Origin of the sequence: Microcoleus sp. B9-D4 (assembly GCF_036705105.1) — a bacterium.
In the GTDB taxonomy this organism is placed as follows: domain Bacteria; phylum Cyanobacteriota; class Cyanobacteriia; order Cyanobacteriales; family Microcoleaceae; genus Microcoleus.
In genome coordinates this window covers 134,827-152,608 of the sequence record NZ_JAUBTS010000009.1, presented here as the reverse complement: position 1 = coordinate 152,608, position 17,782 = coordinate 134,827, and the positions used below count along the sequence as shown (strand labels likewise).

Below are 17,782 nucleotides of genomic sequence, written 5' to 3'. Positions count from 1 at the left end.
ACTAGAAACCTTAAGCTTTTGCAAATTGTTTACCGTGCCGCCGATAAAAATCTTATAAGTGTATCGCAGTTGCGGTACAATACTGCATATAGTTTAAAAATACCGCATATCGATGATGTATGTCAACCCTTTCTTAATCCCCATCAGCATCTCCTTTCCTAGATCGAGTTCGCCGCAGGATTCGACTCAAGCACTTAAGTTGATGGGTGCAAGAGAGTAGAGCTAACACTGGGGCGCTATAAAAAAATGAGACATTCATCAGAACTTACTCAGGCTCGAATTACTGTAATTATTCGCCCATATTAGTTGTCTAAATTTCAGTATTCAACCGTTATTCCAACTCCGGTGCATTCTCGCGGCGATCGCCATTCTGTTTTCGACCTTTGTAAAAACCGTGGAAATGGGCCCAAAGCCATTGGTGCATTATGATAAAGCAAGCAGCGATAAATTCTCGTCTTCATAAAATAATTTAATTGCGTTAAAATCCCGACGTAGCAAATTTTCAACTTGCCAGGTCGAACAGTTTCCAAGGCGAAGCCAAATAACTTTCGGTGGATTCCCAAATACTAAGCTCATATCGCGCATATCCGCGTCTTTCGAGACAATCATCAAATTATTGTATGAATGCATAATCCCAAACTACTTGGTCGATCGTTGATTTCATGCCCACATCAAAGGACGTGAAGCGAATTTGGGAAAATATCGCTCAAACTGTTGGTAAATTGGGCGACAAGTTTTCATCAAAAAGTAATTTCATGCGGATAATGGGGCGGTCATAAACCGACGCTCACGGTCAGCAGCATAAGCTATGCAGGCTTTTAAATCTTCTCGCGTCAGATCGGGAAAATCACCCTTGAATTTCTGCTTCGGTAATCTCGGAAGCCAGGTACTCAAGCACTTCATAAACCGTAATTCGCAAGCCACGTACACAAGGCCTACCACCGCGTTTATTTGGTTCGATCGTGATGTGGTTTCGGTAGTTCATAGTTGGAATTATCGTGATTGTGTTCTCGACCTTGGCAAAATCTTAGCCTATGGCTGCGGATCTGGCAAGGTTGTCAATCTTGTTTTTAATACGATCGCGCAAAATTTTTTTGAACTAACGTAATCCAATTCTCATAGCTTATACATATAACGAAGTTCAAGTGCGTTGCAAAAGCTATTCAGGCGATTCAGCAAAGCATTGTAATAGAGGTAGGCATCATCCCGTTCATCTTCAAGAAGAGCATACAGGGTCAGTTCTGGCTCTGCTGCTAGACGATCTTTAGGAACATCTAAGCCGGCTTCAGCTAGGCGCGTTGCTGCGATCGCGACTAACAATGACCCAACTGTATTCATCTTACCATGATGAAGATCGTCCAATCCAGGTAGAATTAGCTCTGCTCCCGGCAACTCATTCAAGCTCATGACTGTTCCTCCTCTGAGTTACCTTCAAAACTTTCGATGAAGTTCTCAAGTTTGCTTCTAAGCACATCAGGATTAAGAGAGGGGAATCGTATTAATTCGGGTGCAATGGCTTCAAAGCTATCACGTAGTTCTTCTAAGAAAAATAATTTATTTTCATACATGGCTTGAACATCTTTAATGTCACGGTCAAATCCCCTGGATAGTTTGGAGAGCGCTTGGGCTGTGAAGTCATAGTGATAAAACGAGATTTGACCGTGTTTGCCAATGAAGATGCTCCTGTCACGCCAGCCCGGAAGTGGAGGTAAGAAATCCTGTGGGGAAGCTAGTTCAATATTAATGTTCAATTCTTGTTTGATTTTGGCTATCGCTTGAAAGATGCCTGGGGGTTCAGGATCTAGACGAATATCGATATCAACTGTGGAACTCCGCCATCCAATCAGTAGGGCACTAGCACCACCCGTAAAATAAATGCAGCCTGAACCCTGAGCTTCTCTACCCAAGACTTGCATCAATCGTTCTATCTTCTGAGAGTCAACGTTCGGACGCATATTCTACACACATATTTAAACATAAACAGATTTCTTCAGCCGTCGCACTGAAAAAAGCTATCTTTATTATATTTGAAAAAATATCGCTCAAACTGTTCGGTAACTTGGGCGAAAAGTTTTATTCAAAAAGTAATTTCATGCGGATAAGGGATCGGTCATAAACCGACGCTCACGGTCAGCAGCATAAGCTATGCAGGCTTTTAAATCTTGTCGCGTCATATCGGGGAAATCGTCCAGAATTTCTGCTTCGGTCATCTCGGAAGCCAGGTACTCAAGCACTTCATAAACCGTAATTCGCAAGCCGCGTACACAAGGCTTACCACCGCGTTTATTTGGTTCGATCGTGATGTGGTTTCGGTAGTTCATAAAAAAGCTTGGTAAGATTGTGTTCTCGACCTTTGCAAAATCTTAGCCTATGGCTGTGGATCTGGCAAGGTTGTCAGTTATTTTTAGCGCTGACGGTCAAATTTTATTAAGTGGCGGTCTCGATCGGTACTTGGGTCGCGAGCGGGGACACTCGCACTGATACGATCCAAATATATAATTATGATGGAACCGGAAACGATATAAATCCTAACCTAGTTAACACAAGAGGGCTTGTCTTATGGTTCAGACAAAAACTAAACTAACATTTGCAGATTTTCTCGAAAAGTACCCAGACGGATCGGGCATCTACGAACTTGTAAATGGAGAGATTGTCAAAGTGGAAGCAACCAGAGCTCATAAAAATGTGGCACGATATCTGGTTAAGTCTTTCGACAAAGAAAGCGATCGCTTGGGGCTTGACTATATCGTTGACAAAGATATAGTTTTGAGAACTGTCACAGCTTCAGGACAAGAACAAGGCAGAAATCCTGATGTTGGCGTGGTTAAGGCATCTGTATGGAACAGCAATGTACGTGGCTACGGAGCTCTTACCGAACCTATCCAATTAGCAGTTGAAGTTACCTCAACTAACTGGGAAGACGACTATGTGGATAAGCTAGATGAGTATCAACGCCTCGGCATTTGTGAGTATTGGATTGTGGATTATTTAGCGATCGCTTCTAGGGCTTATCTAGGAAATCCAAAAATTCCCACAGTTTTCGTTTACTCTTTGGAAAATGGCAGTTATTTAGTTCAAAGTTTTAGAGGTAATGAGCGCGTTATCTCTAAAACTTTTCCCGAACTAGAAATCACAGTCGAGCAACTTGTACTCAGCAGCCAAATTCAAAACCTTTAGAGCAACGAGATGAGATTACACCGATAAACTTTATCCTGGAAAGAGTGTTTTTATGCCTCGCTTGCATTACTCGTTACTATTTTCACCATTCTCAAAAACAGGCAAGATGCCTGTTCCACAAAGAGTAGATTTTATTGTGGGGAGTAGGGGTTGGGCATTTTGGCCGCCCGTAAGTTACTCGCTACTGTTTGCTTTCCTGTTGCTATTTCCCTCGAAAAGCTTCGCCCAAATCATTCCCGATAATACCCTGGGCCCGGAAAGTTCACGGACTGTTCCCGATACTATCAACAATTTACCCTCCGATAGAATCACTGGCGGCGCAACTCGCGGCGTTAACCTATTTCACAGCTTGCGCGAATTTAACATCCGTGAAGGGCGGGGAGCTTATTTTGAAAATCCCAGCGGAATTACCAACATTTTCACCCGCGTTACGGGATCAAACTCCTCAAATATTTTAGGAACTCTGGGAGTTCTGGGAAACGGCAATTTATTTTTAATTAACCCGAAAGGAATTGTCTTCGGGCCGAACGCTCGGTTAGATTTGCGCGGTTCCTTTATCGGTTCAACTGCTGACAGTATTGTGTTTAATAACGGCTTTGAATTCAACAGCACCAACCCGCAAACATCCCCGCTGTTAACCGTTAATATTCCCGTTGGTTTAAGATTTAGAGACAATCCCGGTGCAATTGTCAATCAATCGACGGCTGTAGGAAAGGTAAACCTGCCAGCCTCTGCTGTGGCAATCCCAATTAGCGATCGAGTTGGTTTAGCAGTAGAACCAGGTCAAACTTTAGCACTGATTGGCGGCGACATCCAACTCCAAGGCGGCAATTTAACCGCCAGCGGCGGACAAATTTTACTCGGTAGCGTCGCCAGTCCCGGTTTAGTTAATTTTGCAATAACAGCGGGGGAAAAGGGAAATTTAACTTTAAATTATGATAATATTCAAAACTTCGGCAATATTCAAATAGCCGATGGCTCACTAATCAACACTAGCGGCAGCGGTGGCGGCAGAGTAGAGTTAAAAGGTGGAAATGTCGCCATCAGCGGTGCACGAATTTATGCGCTGACACTGGGAAATATTGATGGTAGAGGTATCGATATCAGCGCTCAAAATTTGCGAGTGGAAAACGGAACGCAATTTTCTACCCTGACTCTAGGAAATGGTGCAGGAGGTAATATCAACTTGCGGGCTGCTGATTCAGTAGAAATGATCGGGCTGGGAGTTGAGGGCTATCAACAGGTTGCAATTAAATATTTGGTATCGGGAACTACAGACCCGTTTGACCCGCTATTTGTGCTGTTGAATGCTAGTGCTGGCGCTGGTTCGGGGGGGAATATTACGATCGACACCGGCCGCCTGCTATTCAACAATGGCGTAGTAGGTAGCGGCATCACTTTTGGTGGTGGAAATGGCGGAAATTTAATCATTCGCGCCAATACTTTTGAGATGGTGGGTTCGGGAATTAACAACGGGACAGCTAAAGAAAGTACCGGTGCGGGAGGAAGTATTAGTGTTGATGTCGCCAGATTAATTATGCGCGACGGTTCTCTTCTGGGTACTACAAGTTACAGCAGCGGCCCGTCGGGGAATATCAACATTAAAGCTGCTGAATCAGTAGAATTGTCTAACAGCGGCCCGAGAACTGTTGTGTCAACTGGAATCAGCACGCTGAGTATCGGTTCTAACGGAAGGGCGGGGAATATTAACGTTGATACGAAGCGGTTGACTCTCTCTGATGGTTCTGCTTTTACTTTAGGAACAGGTGTTTTAGTTGGCAGGTTTTTGTTTTCTCAGGAGGGGGGGCCTGCGGGAAATTTAACTGTTAGGGCTAGTGAATCAGTAGAAATTTCTGGTATTTCTCAAGTTTTGACCAGCGGAATTCAGAATGCTAGCGCGCTGACTTCTGGAACTTTGAGTTCGAGTCGTGGTGGGGATATTCGGATTGATACGCCAAGCCTGACTGTGCGGGATGGAGGGATAGTTTCTACGAGTTCTTTGGGTGTAGGAAATGTGGGGAATATTACTGTTAATGCCGATCGCATTGAGGTCAGTGGCAGCGGAAATAATGGTCTGTTTGTCAGTACAATTGATGCTTCCGTGGGCAAGATATTTGGTACTAATCCTAATGCTACAGCAAATGCCGGTTCGTTGAATCTGAATGCCGATCGACTAATTGTCCGAGATGGAGCTACAGTGACAGTGCAGGCTACGGGAACCGGACGCGCTGGTAATATCAATATTGTCGCAAATTCGATCGACCTTGACAATAAAAGCAGTATTGACGGCACGACTATATCCGGTACAGGAGCAAATATTAACCTGCAAGCGCGAGATGATATCCAATTGCGCCGCAACAGCCGAATTACGACGGATGCAGGCACTTCTGACGGCGGCAATATCAACCTCAACAGCAACATTCTTGTCGCCCTCCCGCAAGAAAACAGCGACATCACAGCCAACGCCCGCACAGCAGGCGGCGGCCGCGTGAATATCGATGTCCCCAATGTCTTTGGTTTTACAGCAGCGAGTCGCGAACAAGTCAGAAGCAGGTTAGGGCTCAGTGACGCCGAATTTGCAGCGTTGCAAGTAAGTCCTACATCTCTGCTTCCTAGCAGCGACATCGCCGCGATTTCCCAAAGTGGCGGCCCGGCTTTGCAAGGGGCGGTAACATTTAGTTCTGTTGGAGTGAATCCCGTTCAAGGTTTAGTGGAACTGCCACAAAATGTGGTCAATCCGGCTGCGTTAATTGCTGCAAATCCCTGCATCCAAGGGGCTGAGAACGAGTTTACTGTGACTGGTCGGGGGGGATTGCCACCGAGTCCTAATGAAGTTCTCAGCAGCGCAGAAGAACCGTTTCCGTGGGTGGAACCAGCGGTAGGTGGAAGTCAGCAAATAGAAGGTCAAAGAGCCTCCATAGAAATTCGACCAACAGAAATTATTCCCGCTCAAGGTTGGGTAATAGACGATCGAGGACAAGTAACGCTGGTAGCCTATAATTCTGGTGGTGGTGCATCTCTTCGCAGTCCGAAACCGACGGGTGTTTGCGTACCTCAATAGGTACTCTTCAGCTTTTAGCTAACCCCTTGCCCTATTCCTAATACTAAATTAACAGGACTTAAAAGATGCCCCGCCAATCTTCCGCCCTATTTTTTGCATTTTTACTGCTGTTTCCTGTCCCTGCGATCGCCCAAATCATCCCTGACAGCAGCTTGGGTGCAGAAAGTTCGCGCACAGTTCCCGACACGATTAATAACTTACCATCCGACAGAATAGAAGGCGGTGCAACTCGCGGAGTAAATTTATTTCACAGTTTACAACAATTTAACGTAGGTGAAGGCAGAGGAGCATATTTTGCCAATCCTAACGGAATTGCGAATATTTTTACCCGCGTTACGGGTGGAAACCCTTCTAATATTTTAGGTGTGTTGGGAGTCCAAGGAAATGCCAACTTATTTTTACTTAATCCCAAAGGAATTGTCTTCGGCCCAAATGCGAGATTAGATTTACGTGGTTCATTTTTAGCAAGTTCTGCTGATAGCGTAGTTTTCGATAATGGCTATCAATTCAGCAGCAGTAATCCCCAATCACAACCGCTGTTAAATGTCAATATACCTATAGGTTTAAACTTTAGAGAAAATCCGGGAAAAATCATTAACTCTTCAGCAGCACCAGCCTTGACTTTACCACAATTACCTGCTGGAATCCCGCAGATTTTCAATAACATGGGCGCTTCAGTTGATCCCGGACAAACTCTCGCCCTCGTGGGAGGAGATATTGAATTAAATCAGGGAACACTCACTGCATCAACCGGACAAATTTTGCTGGGTAGCGTCGCTAGTCCGGGGAGAGTTGGATTGGGGGCAACGCCATTTGGATTAAGTTTAAACTATGACAAGATTTCCAACTTTGGTAATATTGAAATAACCAACGGCTCACTGATCAATACCAGTGGAGTTGGTGGCGGGAAAGTCGAGATTCTAGGTGGAAATGTCAGGCTAAATAATGGGCGAATTTATGCACTGACCTTGGGAAATATCGATGGTAGGGGTATCGATATTAACGCTCAAAATTTTCGGGCCCAAGGTGGAGCGCAAATATCCACTCTGACAGCAGGAATTGGTGCGGGAGGCGCTGTCAATATCCGGGCTACCGACTCAGTAGAAACGCTCGGAATAGGATTAGATAACTATAGAGTGTTTGGTGGTCAGTATACGGTATCTGGCTCTTTCGACCCTTTTGACCCCCAACTTGTCCTAATCACTGGCACTAATAGCATGGGAGCCGCCGGAAACATCACGATTGATACGGGAAAACTGTTGATAGACAATGGAAGCGCATTGACTACCACCACGTTAGGTGCTGGCAACGCCGGAAATATTACCATCCGTGCCGGGGTTTTAGATATGGTCGCTTCTGCAATCCACAGTGGCCCACTTTTGGGGAGTACGGGTAGGGGAGGAAATATCACCTTTGAGGGAGAACGTTTAACCGTGAGCGATGGTGCTGCTCTGATCAGCCTCACCCGCGGTGAAGGAGGAGCGGGGAATATCAACATTAAAGCGAATGAATCAGTAGAAGTGCTGCGGACTCCCACTGGAAGTCCGGTAGCAAGTTTAATTGGGTCAACTGCGAGCGGTGTGAATGGGCAAGCCGGGGACATTAATATCGACACGAAGCGGTTGATTGTCTCCCAAGGAGGCGGAATTAGTTTATCTAGCGGAGCAGTTGTGGGCAACCAACCGTTGAATACAACTGGGGGGCCCGGAGGTAATTTGACCGTTAGGGCCACTGAGTCAGTAACAGTCGAGGGTTTTTCTGGAGTTTTGGCGAACGGGAGTCGGAATCCCAGTTTCATCTGCGCTGATGCCAATACTGCTAATCGGGGAGGGAGTATCAACATTTCTACACCTGTACTGACTCTCCGGGATGGAGGAGTAATTAGCACTGCATCTTTAGGTCAAGGAGATGCCGGAAGCATTACCATCGATGCGGGTCGTGTAGAAGTTATTGGGAATGGGGGTCAAGGTGAATTTAACAGTCAAATTCAGACTTCCGTTGGGATTGCATCTGACATTATAGATCCTAATGCTACGGCTAACGGAGGTTCGTTGAATCTAAATGTCGGGGAATTGATTCTTCGCAATGAAGGAACACTCAATCTGCAAGCTTTGGGATCGGGACGGGCTGGTAACATTAACGTCAAAGCAGACTCAATTTTTCTTGACAACCAAAGCAGCATTGACGGTAGAACGGCATCCGGCCCCGGAGCAAATATTAACCTTGAAGCACGAGATATCCAGTTGCGCCGAGCCAGCAGAATTACAACTGATGCAAGTATTTCTGATGGTGGCAATATCAACCTTAAAAGCGATATTCTGGTGGCTTTACCCAAGGAAAATAGCGATATTACTGCTAATGCGCGATCGGCCCAAGGTGGACGCGTCAATATTAATGTCCCCAATGTTTTCGGGTTTACATCAGTGACTCGTGAACAGGTTCGAGCGAGTTTGGGATTAACAGATACTCAATTTGCAGCGTTGCAAGTAAGTCCTACATCTTTAATTCCTACCAGCGATATTGCGGCGATTTCCCAAAGTAGCGGCCCGGCTTTGCAAGGTAGTGTTACATTTAGTTCTTCAGGGGTGAATCCCGCTCAAGGTTTAGTGGAACTGCCACAAAATGTGGTGAATCCGGCTGGGTTAATTGCTGCAAATCCCTGCATCCAAGGGGCCGAGAGCGCATTTACCGTCACTGGGAAAGGAGGAGTGCCACTCAGTCCTAATGATGTCCTCAGCAGCCCTCTATCGCCGTTGCCTTGGGTGGAACCAGCGGTAGGTGGAAGTCAGCAAATAGAAGGTCAAAGAGCCTCCATAGAAATTCGACCAACAGAAATTATTCCCGCTCAAGGTTGGGTAATAGACGATCGAGGACAAGTAACGCTGGTAGCCTATAATTCTGGTGGTGGTGCATCTCTTCGCAGTCCGAAACCGACGGGTGTTTGCGTACCTCAATAGGTACTCTTCAGCTTTTAGCTAACCCCTTGCCCTATTCCTAATACTAAATTAACAGGACTTAAAAGATGCCCCGCCAATCTTCCGCCCTATTTTTTGCATTTTTACTGCTGTTTCCTGTCCCTGCGATCGCCCAAATTATCCCCGATAATAGCTTGGGAACAGAAAGTTCGCGCACAGTTCCCGACACAGTTAATAACTTACCCTCGGACAGAATAGAAGGGGGTGCAACTCGCGGCGTTAACCTCTTTCACAGCTTGCGCGAATTTAACATCCGTGAAGGGCGGGGAGCATATTTTGCCAATCCCAGCGGAATTGCTAACATTTTCACCCGCGTTACTGGTGGCAACCCTTCTAATATTTTAGGTGTGTTGGGAGTTCAAGGAAATGCCAACTTATTTTTACTTAATCCCAAAGGAATTGTCTTTGGCCCCAATGCTCGGTTAGATTTGCGTGGAGCATTTATCGGTTCAACTGGTAGTGGCATTCTCTTTGATAATGGCTTTGAATTTAGTGCAGCTAATTCTAATGCAGTGCCATTGTTAGCGATTAATATTCCTGTGGGTTTAAGATTTAGAGACAATCCCGGCACAATTGTCAACTCTTCCCAAACAAAGGCTCCTACATCAGCCTTACCGCCACTCCCCATAGAAATTCCTGCTTTTGAAAAACTCGGTTTAGCAGTAGACCCAGGTCAAACTTTAGCATTAATTGGCGGTGATATTCAACTCCAAGGAGGAAATCTAACTGCTTATACCGGACAAATTCTTCTCGGTAGTGTCAACAGTCCAGGTTTAGTGCAATTTGAACCAACAGCTTTAGGTCTGAATTTAAACTATGGCAATATTCAGAACTTCGGCAATATAGAAATGAACGGTGCATTTATAAATACCAGCGGATTAGGAGGTGGGAAAGTCGATATTCGAGGGGGAAATATTAATCTTAACGGTTCAGGAATTTATGGACTGACACTCGGAAATATAAATGGTAGAGGCATTGACATCAATTCCCAAAACTTGCGAGTAGAGGGGGGATCGCAAATTTTCGCCTCCACACTGGGAGAGGGGAGAGGAAGCGATATCAACATCCGCGCTACTGACTCAGTAGAAATGATCGGGTTGGGAATTGAGGGCTATCAGCAGCTTACAGAAAATTTTCAGACATCTGGAACAGGCAACCCCTTTATTTCGCAAATTGTTCTGTTCACTAGCGCTCTTGGCAGTGGAGCAGCCGGAGATATTAACATTGAAGCCGGACGGCTGTTGATGAGCAATGGGGTAGTGGGCGGTGCCCCCACCTTTGGTGCTGGGAATGGCGGAAATCTGGCTATCCGCGCCAACACGGTCGAACTCGTCAGTTCAACGCTCTATAACGGAACAACGAACGAAAGCACTGGTCAAGGCGGAAACATCTCTGTTGAAGCGCAACGCTTAATACTGCGCGATGGCGGTGCGTTTGCGAGCTTCAGCCTTAGTGATGGAGCATCGGGGAATATCGCGATTAAAGCGAGTGAATCTGTGGAATTATCGGGTAGTCTTCCTGTAGGTCTAGGGCAAACTCGGCTCGGCACGAATACTTTTGATGGGAATGGAAAAGGTGGGGATATTAGCATCGACACTAAGCGGCTGAGTGTTTCTAATGGAGCCACAATTAGTTTAACGACTGGTGCTATTTTTGGCGAAGTTGTGTTTTCTACAAGTGGGGGGACGGGAGGAAATTTAACTGTGAGAGCCTCCGAGTCTATAGAAGTGAGTGGCGAGTCAAGATTTTTGGAGAATGCGGGCTATGTAGCAAGTTCTTTTGTTACTCAAACTGCAAGTTCTGGTAGAGGTGGAGATATCCGCCTCTCAACACCTAAACTAACTGTGCAGAATGGGGGGGTTATTTCTGCGGCTTCTTTGGGTATAGCAGATGCAGGAGATATTACAATTAATGCCGATCGCTTACAAGTGCAAGGTATTGGGAGTAACAGTGGGTTGAGGAGTGGAATTGAGGCCTCGGTTGGTAGGGCGTTTAATGCTGTCAATCCCACTGCTAGCGGAAATGCAGGCTCGTTGAATTTGAATGCTAATCAATTGATTATTCGGGATAGTGCAGTTGTTAATGTTCAATCTTCAGGAACAGGTAGGGCTGGCAATATTAACGTGGTAGCTAACTCAATTTCCCTGGATAATAAAAGCATCATTGATGGCACAACCGTCTCTGGCACAGGGGCAAATATCAACCTACAAGCGCAAGACATTCAGTTGCGGCGCGGTAGTAGAATCACCACGGATGCAGGTATTTCTGAGGGCGGTAATATCAGAATTAATAGCGATATTTTGGTAGCTTTACCGCGAGAGAATAGTGATATTACAGCTAATGCTCGCACAGCTAGGGGCGGACAAGTTACGGTCAATGTACCAAATATTTTTGGCTTTACAAGCCTTAACCGCGACCAAGCCAGGAGTAGTTTAGGACTGACTGATAATCAATTTGCAGCGTTGCAAGTAAGTCCGACTTCTCTCATTCCTACCAGCGATATTGCGGCGATTTCCCAAAGTAGCGGCCCGGCTTTGCAAGGTACTGTAACATTTAGTGCTTCTGGAGTGAATCCGGCTCAAGGTTTAGTGGAACTGCCGCAAAATGTGGTCGATCCGGCTGCGTTAATTGCGGCAAATCCCTGCACGCAAGAGGCCGAGAGCGCATTTACCGTCACTGGGAAAGGAGGAGTGCCACCGAGTCCTAATGATGCCCTCAGCAGCAATTCGAGCCAGTTTAATTGGGTGGAAGAGGCAGGAAGTTCGGCAACGAATGTAGAGGGTTTAACCGATGTAACCGATCGAGGGAAGAAGAAGGAAGAAGGGGAAATCCCCGATCAGGAAGTTGTTCCGGCGCAAGGTTGGGTGGTGAATGCTCAAGGAGAAGTTATGCTTGTTGGATATAATCCGGGTAATGCTGCTGACTCTCGCAATCCTCGGCCGAGTTCTGGTTGTGTGCCGCGTTGAAATTAGGTTTTTTTGACCTCACATCTTGCACCATTCTCAAGAACGGGCTCTGGGGCCCATTCCACAAGAGATGAATTTTATTGTGGAACAGGCCGAAAAGCCTGTTCCTAAACAAGTAATTGAGAATGGTGCAACATCTCAGTTTAACCGCAGATGTAGGCGGATTAACGCGGATTAACGCATCGAGAATAAGATGTATTTGGGTTAATTAGTAGGTGTGTCTGCGGTTGTAATTTTATTTTCTAACTATGAAGTTTACCCGATCGCTCCGGCAAGTAATTCTGTTATTTGTGATTTCCTGTCTACTATCCGTTGCGATTCCTCCCGGAGTTGCTCAGGTTAATCCACCACAAGCGGTGCAGCTTGTTCGACAAGCTCGAACTCTGTACCAAGAGGAACGTTTTTCGGAAGCTGTACCTTTGTTGCAGCAAGCGGCGGCGCAGTTTGAGGCAAAAGGCGAAAATCTCGATCGCGCCACAGCTTTGAGTAATTTAGCTGCAACCTACGGGCAGTTGGGGCTTTGGGAAGAAGCAGAAAAAGCTGTAAATTCAAGTTTGTCGGCTGTGCGAACCCAAGCCAACACTCCCGAACAGCAGCGGATTTTGGCTGAAACTCTCAACATTCAAGGACAGTTGCAACTTGAACGGGGGCAGACTCAAGATGCGATCGAGATTTGGACGCAAGCTGCTAAAATTTTCGAGCAGATTGATAGTAAAAATCAACTTTTTCAAGTTCAAATTAATCAAAGTCGGGCTTGGGAAATTCTCGGCCTTTACCCCAGAGCTTGCAAAATTTTGTTAGCTTCTTTCAAGCTGGAAAACCAAACTTGCGAAGTTTCGGCAGCGGGTTTGGAAACTTTGAAAAATCAGCCTGTTTCTCTCGAACAAGTCCGGGCAATTCATGCTTTAGGGCGGGTACTGCGGGTTTTGGGACAACTGGAACGATCGCAGGATGTGCTGTCGGTGGGACTCGAAGCAGCCCAAAAATTAGGTTCCCGACCAGAGGAGGCTGCAATTAATCTCAATCTGGGCAATACGGTACGGGCTAAAAGCAATAAACCGGGTTTGACACCCGAACAGCGGGGTGATTGGGAACGCTTTGCCCTAGAGTATTATGCTCGATCGATCCAGGCGATCCCGAATCGATCGCTTTTACAAATTCAAGCAAAGTTAAACCAATTGAGTTTGTTGATCGATCGCCAAGATTGGTCTGAAGCAGAGGCTTTGTGGCGTTCTCTGGAACCTCAAACCGATCAATTTTGGTCGAACCGCGCCGGACTTTACGCTCAAATTAATCTAGCTCAAAGCTTGATAAAATTAGCTCAGTCGCCTGCGAAAACTGTGAGTTTAAGCGATATTGACACAATGCTTGATCGCTCTGTCGAAAGAGCAAACAGTTTGGGCGATCAACGAATACAAGCTTATATTCTGGCAGCGAAAGGCAAACTATCGGAAATCCAACAGCAGTATCAGAAAGCGGAAAACCTCACAATTCAGGCTTTGAGTTTAGCATCGGCGTTTCAATCTCCCGATATTGCTTACCAATTGTTTTGGCAACTGGGACGAATTCGGAAAGCTCAGGGAAATACAGAAGGGGCGATCGCTCAATATACTCAAGCTGTGAATGTACTGTCTTCTCTGCGGGGCGATTTGGTGACAGTCAATCCCGAAGTGCAATTTTCGTTTCGGGAAAGTGCCGAACCGGTTTATCGGGAATTAGTCGGGCTGCTTTTGCAAGAGGAATCTCCCAGTCAAGCTAAGTTGAAACTAGCGCGCCAAACGGTGGAATCTTTGCAGTTGGCGGAATTGGACAACTTTTTCCGGGATGCTTGCGCTGATGCTAAACCAAAGTCGATCGAGGAAATTGATCCGACAGCGGCGGTGATTTATCCGATTATTTTGAGCGATCGTTTGGAGGTAATTTTGTCAATTCCCGGCAAACCTCTGCGCCGCTACACTACTGTGAAGTCTCAAGCTGAGTTGGAAACTGCCTTCAGACAAGCCAAAAATCTCATCAGGCCTGCTGCTTTCCCCCGCAACAGGAGGCAACCCGTTGAACAGGTTTATGACTGGTTAATCCGCCCTGCAGAGGCGGATTTGACTGCCGCCGGGATTAAAACCCTGGTATTTGTGCTCGACGGTTATTTGCGGAATCTGCCGATGGCGGTGCTGCACGACGGTGAAAAGTTTTTGGTAGAAAAATACAGCATTGCTTTGGCGCCGGGATTGCAATTGCTGGCACCGAAACCGCTGAACAAAGTCAAGTTAAAAGTGCTCACCGCTGGCCTCTCGGAACCGCGTCAAGGCTTCTCGGCTTTGCCGGGGGTGAAGGAGGAAGTTCAGCAAATTGCAGCCGAGATGCCGGCGAGTTCGCTGCTGAATGAAGATTTTGTCAGCGGGCGATTGCACGATCGAATTAAAGCTTTGTCTTACCCGATCGTCCATTTGGCAACTCACGGTCAGTTTAGCTCGAATGCAGCGGATACTTTTATTGTGACTTGGGATCAGAAAGTGAATGTTAAGGAGTTCGATCGACTGCTGCGAGCCCGCACTGGGGAGAGACAACAGCCGATCGAACTTTTGGTTTTGAGTGCTTGCGAAACTGCTTCGGGCGATAACCGCGCGGCTTTGGGTTTGGCGGGGGCCGCAATTCGATCGGGTGCGCGCAGCACCGCCGCCACCCTTTGGCAAGTCAACGACGAATCTACAGCTATCTTTATGACTGAGTTTTACAAGCAACTGGCTTCTTCTAAAACCAGCAAAGCTGAAGCCCTCCGCAACGCTCAATTAACGCTGCTCAAAAACCCACAGTATCAGAATCCCTATTTCTGGGCACCTTTCGTGCTTGTGGGCAATTGGCAATGATTTAAGATGGGGCATCGGGCATCGGGCATCGGCCAAACAGGGCATTGGCCAAACAGGGCATCGGCCAAACAGGGCATCGGCCAAACAGGGCATCGGCCAAACAGGGCATGGGGCATGGGGCTGGCAGTCAACTGACAACTGACAACAGTCAACAGTCAACAGTCAACAGTCAACTGTCAACTGTCAACAGTCAACTGACAACTGACAACTGTCATTTGCAGTTGGTTTTTTGTTAAAGTTTGTAAACTGTTAAGAGTGCTTTTTGCATCTAATATTTTTTCGAGGAGTCCCATGAAGCAACTTTTGATTGCTGAGCGCTTTTGCTTAATTGCCCACGTCTTGTCAATGGCTTTTGGATTGGCAGGGTTGCTGCTGATTTTACCCCGTCCCGAATTGGTGATGAGTTTGCCACCAGCAGGGCAAACGCTATTCCAGTGGGGGATGGCTGGGGGTGGAGTAGTTTATATCATCTTTGGTGCAGCAGCAGTTGCTCTCTATGCCTTGCGGACATTGGGTTGGGGTGCAACTCTGGCTTTTTTAGTGCCTTCTGTGTTTTTGTCCTTGAGTAGCGAGTTGTTGGGAACGAGTACGGGTTTTCCCTTCGGGCACTACCATTATTTGAGCGGTTTGGGCTACAAAATTGCAGGGCTGGTTCCGTTTACCATTCCCCTCTCGTGGTTTTATCTGGGACTGGTTTCATACATAATTGCTCGCGCTGGAGTAGCGGTTGGTAAAGGTGAACTCAACTGGGTGCGCCAAATAGGGGCGATCGCCCTTGGTGCTTTGCTGCTAACTGCTTGGGATTTTGTACTAGATCCGGCGATGAGTCAAACTTCTGTGCCTTTTTGGGAGTTTGAGGAACTTGGGGCTTTCTTTGGGATGCCTTACCGCAATTTGGCTGGCTGGATGGGTACGGGGGCGCTATTTATGTCCTCCGCAGCTTTCTTGTGGAGAAAAACACCGATTAAATTAGAGCGATCGGAATTGGGTTTGCCCTTAATTGTTTATTTGGTAAACTTTGCTTTCGGAGCAATTATCACTGTAGTTTCCTTGGATTCTCGGTTCTGGTTCCCGACATCGCTAGCGGTGCTTCTGGGTGTAGTTCCGGCGATCGCGTTATGCTGGATCGCTAAACCCGCAACAGGTGACGTAACCGAAACAATGCCGTCTTTGGATACATCTGTTATCACGGCTGAAATTCCACCTCAGCCCGTGGGCGTTTTGCGTAAGTGAGTTGCTAGCGAGCAACCCCGGCTGATTTAGCAAAAATTTACACTAAATTTTGAGCTAGTTTAAAAACCCGGTTTCTACAAGAAACCGGGTTTTTCAATGGCGATTTTTTCAGGCCCAATTCCTGTAATATGTTTGAGGCAAAAATTTTATTAAATTTTTAAATTGACACCAACCGTAATTCCCAATTCTTCAATTGAAAATCTAAAATCTAAAATCTAAAATCTAAAATCCCATGATCGCCCCTCACCTGTTCCCCCAATCGCTGACAAGTATCATCGCTGTCGCACTCTTGGTGCTACAATTGCCCGCCGCAGCCCTTCTGATGTCGCGTTTGATTAAAGGCCCATCGCGCATCCCGCCCCTGGAACCGGATTCGCCGACGCTGGATTTGTTGGGTAGTTGTACTGCGGTGGTACCGACTTTGAACGAAGCCGATCGCATTTCGCCTTGTTTGGAAGGATTAACCAGCCAAAGTTACGAACTCCGAGAAGCGATCGTGGTTGACAGCTATTCGGTAGACGGAACCGGAGATTTAGTCAAAGCTGCAGCACAAAAAGACCCCCGGTTTCGCTTGATTAACGACGATCCGCTGCCGGCGGGTTGGGTAGGGCGTCCGTGGGCGCTGAATGCGGGTTTTTTGGCAAGTTCCGAGAAGTGCGAGTGGATTTTGGGGATAGATGCGGATACTGTGCCGCATCCGGGTTTGATTGCGAGTTTGCTGAAGACGGCGGCGGCTGGAAATTACGATTTGATTTCGCTGTCGCCGCAGTTTATCCTCAAGTATCCGGGGGAGTTGTGGCTGCAACCTGCTTTGTTAATGACTTTGGTTTATCGGTTCGGGCCGACGGGGACTGGCGGGGATGTGCCGGAACGGGTGATGGCGAACGGTCAGTGTTTCTTGTGTAAGCGCGAGGTTTTGGTGGCATTAGGGGGCTATGAGGTCGCAAAAGGTTCGTTTTGCGATGATGTGACTTTGGCTCGCTATGCGGCTGCTAAGGGCTTTAAGGTGGGCTTTTTGGATGGGGCTAAGGTGTTGAAGGTGCGGATGTATGAGGGGGCGATCGAGACTTGGAATGAATGGGGTCGATCGCTCGATTTGAAAGATGCTGCTTCGGGCGGTCAAATCTGGGGCGATTTATGGCTGTTGCTGGCGGTTCAAGGTTTGCCGGTGCCGATTGTGTTGTGCTATTTGCTGTTTGGTTCGCTGCCGCCGGTTGGTGTATTTCCGCACTTTTGGCTGTTGGGATTGAATGTATTTTTGGTTGCAGTGCGATCGGCTTTGTGTTTGGCGATCGCCCCTTCTTACGATACAACTGGGGCATCGGGTAAATGGCTGTTTTGGCTGTCACCTTTAGCCGATCCGTTGGCCTTTTTGCGAATTCTAATTTCTGCTTTAAATCAGCCTACTCAGTGGCGCGGCCGAAAGTATGAATAATCATTAAAATTCGGAATTATTACTAGCTGAAATGAGGAGACGGCAGTGCCGTGTCCCTACAGCAGATTAAT

At 46.8% G+C, this 17,782-nt stretch carries 11 protein-coding genes and 1 pseudogene; 7 read left to right on the top strand and 5 right to left on the bottom strand.

Features of this window, described 5'->3' with window-relative positions; translation table 11 throughout:
• Positions 1-423 precede the first annotated feature (423 nt).
• From QUB24_RS08395 to QUB24_RS08375, 5 genes and pseudogenes are all read right to left on the bottom strand, one after another.
• The gene (locus QUB24_RS08395) at positions 424-576 is read right to left on the bottom strand and encodes a DUF5615 family PIN-like protein (protein WP_333152388.1); all 153 of its coding nucleotides are present in this window, start codon (positions 574-576) and stop codon (positions 424-426) included.
• 177 nt (positions 577-753) lie between these two features.
• Positions 754-985 (bottom strand): annotated as a pseudogene (locus QUB24_RS08390) (DUF433 domain-containing protein).
• Positions 986-1,116: 131 nt separating this feature from the next.
• Positions 1,117-1,407 carry a hypothetical protein gene (locus QUB24_RS08385; RefSeq protein ID WP_333152371.1) on the bottom strand — a complete coding sequence of 97 codons (291 nt, stop codon included), beginning with the start codon at positions 1,405-1,407 and terminating at the stop codon, positions 1,117-1,119.
• Positions 1,404-1,955: a DUF6036 family nucleotidyltransferase gene (locus QUB24_RS08380; protein ID WP_333152369.1), complete on the bottom strand. Its 552-nt coding sequence runs from the start codon at positions 1,953-1,955 to the stop codon at positions 1,404-1,406. Before QUB24_RS08380 ends, QUB24_RS08385 begins: the two co-directional genes overlap by 4 nt.
• A 135-nt stretch (positions 1,956-2,090) precedes the next feature.
• Positions 2,091-2,321 carry a DUF433 domain-containing protein gene (locus QUB24_RS08375; protein WP_333152367.1) on the bottom strand — a complete coding sequence of 77 codons (231 nt, stop codon included), beginning with the start codon at positions 2,319-2,321 and terminating at the stop codon, positions 2,091-2,093.
• A 238-nt stretch (positions 2,322-2,559) separates the two neighbouring features.
• On the opposite strand from QUB24_RS08375, the gene QUB24_RS08370 reads away from it, so the two are divergent.
• From QUB24_RS08370 to cruG, 7 genes are all read left to right on the top strand, one after another.
• The gene (locus tag QUB24_RS08370; protein ID WP_333152364.1) at positions 2,560-3,177 is read left to right on the top strand and encodes a Uma2 family endonuclease; all 618 of its coding nucleotides are present in this window, start codon (positions 2,560-2,562) and stop codon (positions 3,175-3,177) included.
• A 106-nt stretch (positions 3,178-3,283) separates the two neighbouring features.
• Positions 3,284-6,238 carry an S-layer family protein gene (locus QUB24_RS08365; RefSeq protein ID WP_333152362.1) on the top strand — a complete coding sequence of 985 codons (2,955 nt, stop codon included), beginning with the start codon at positions 3,284-3,286 and terminating at the stop codon, positions 6,236-6,238.
• Positions 6,239-6,303: 65 nt separating this feature from the next.
• Positions 6,304-9,195 (top strand): two-partner secretion domain-containing protein, encoded by a 2,892-nt coding sequence (locus QUB24_RS08360; RefSeq protein WP_333152360.1) that lies wholly within the window; start codon positions 6,304-6,306, stop codon positions 9,193-9,195.
• Positions 9,196-9,260: 65 nt separating this feature from the next.
• Positions 9,261-12,179, top strand: a complete 2,919-nt coding sequence (locus QUB24_RS08355; protein WP_333152359.1) for an S-layer family protein — start codon at positions 9,261-9,263, stop codon at positions 12,177-12,179.
• 248 nt (positions 12,180-12,427) lie between these two features.
• On the top strand, positions 12,428-15,043 hold the full coding sequence (locus QUB24_RS08350; RefSeq protein ID WP_333152357.1) for a CHAT domain-containing protein: 2,616 nt from the start codon (positions 12,428-12,430) through the stop codon (positions 15,041-15,043).
• Positions 15,044-15,334: 291 nt separating this feature from the next.
• Positions 15,335-16,276: a gamma-carotene 1'-hydroxylase CruF gene (cruF, locus tag QUB24_RS08345; protein ID WP_333152355.1), complete on the top strand. Its 942-nt coding sequence runs from the start codon at positions 15,335-15,337 to the stop codon at positions 16,274-16,276.
• A 232-nt stretch (positions 16,277-16,508) separates the two neighbouring features.
• Positions 16,509-17,711, top strand: a complete 1,203-nt coding sequence (cruG, locus tag QUB24_RS08340; protein WP_333152353.1) for a 2'-O-glycosyltransferase CruG — start codon at positions 16,509-16,511, stop codon at positions 17,709-17,711.
• Positions 17,712-17,782: the final 71 nt, after the last annotated feature.

What these genes read in the sequence shown, in the direction of transcription:
- QUB24_RS08395 (WP_333152388.1), bottom strand. Translation starts at nt 576, where the DNA reads ATGAGCTTAGTATTTGGGAATCCACCGAAAGTTATTTGGCTTCGCCTT.
- QUB24_RS08385 (WP_333152371.1), bottom strand. Translation starts at nt 1,407, where the DNA reads ATGAGCTTGAATGAGTTGCCGGGAGCAGAGCTAATTCTACCTGGATTG.
- QUB24_RS08380 (WP_333152369.1), bottom strand. Translation starts at nt 1,955, where the DNA reads ATGCGTCCGAACGTTGACTCTCAGAAGATAGAACGATTGATGCAAGTC.
- QUB24_RS08375 (WP_333152367.1), bottom strand. Translation starts at nt 2,321, where the DNA reads ATGAACTACCGAAACCACATCACGATCGAACCAAATAAACGCGGTGGT.
- QUB24_RS08370 (WP_333152364.1), top strand. Translation starts at nt 2,560, where the DNA reads ATGGTTCAGACAAAAACTAAACTAACATTTGCAGATTTTCTCGAAAAG.
- QUB24_RS08365 (WP_333152362.1), top strand. Translation starts at nt 3,284, where the DNA reads ATGCCTGTTCCACAAAGAGTAGATTTTATTGTGGGGAGTAGGGGTTGG.
- QUB24_RS08360 (WP_333152360.1), top strand. Translation starts at nt 6,304, where the DNA reads ATGCCCCGCCAATCTTCCGCCCTATTTTTTGCATTTTTACTGCTGTTT.
- QUB24_RS08355 (WP_333152359.1), top strand. Translation starts at nt 9,261, where the DNA reads ATGCCCCGCCAATCTTCCGCCCTATTTTTTGCATTTTTACTGCTGTTT.
- QUB24_RS08350 (WP_333152357.1), top strand. Translation starts at nt 12,428, where the DNA reads ATGAAGTTTACCCGATCGCTCCGGCAAGTAATTCTGTTATTTGTGATT.
- cruF (WP_333152355.1), top strand. Translation starts at nt 15,335, where the DNA reads ATGAAGCAACTTTTGATTGCTGAGCGCTTTTGCTTAATTGCCCACGTC.
- cruG (WP_333152353.1), top strand. Translation starts at nt 16,509, where the DNA reads ATGATCGCCCCTCACCTGTTCCCCCAATCGCTGACAAGTATCATCGCT.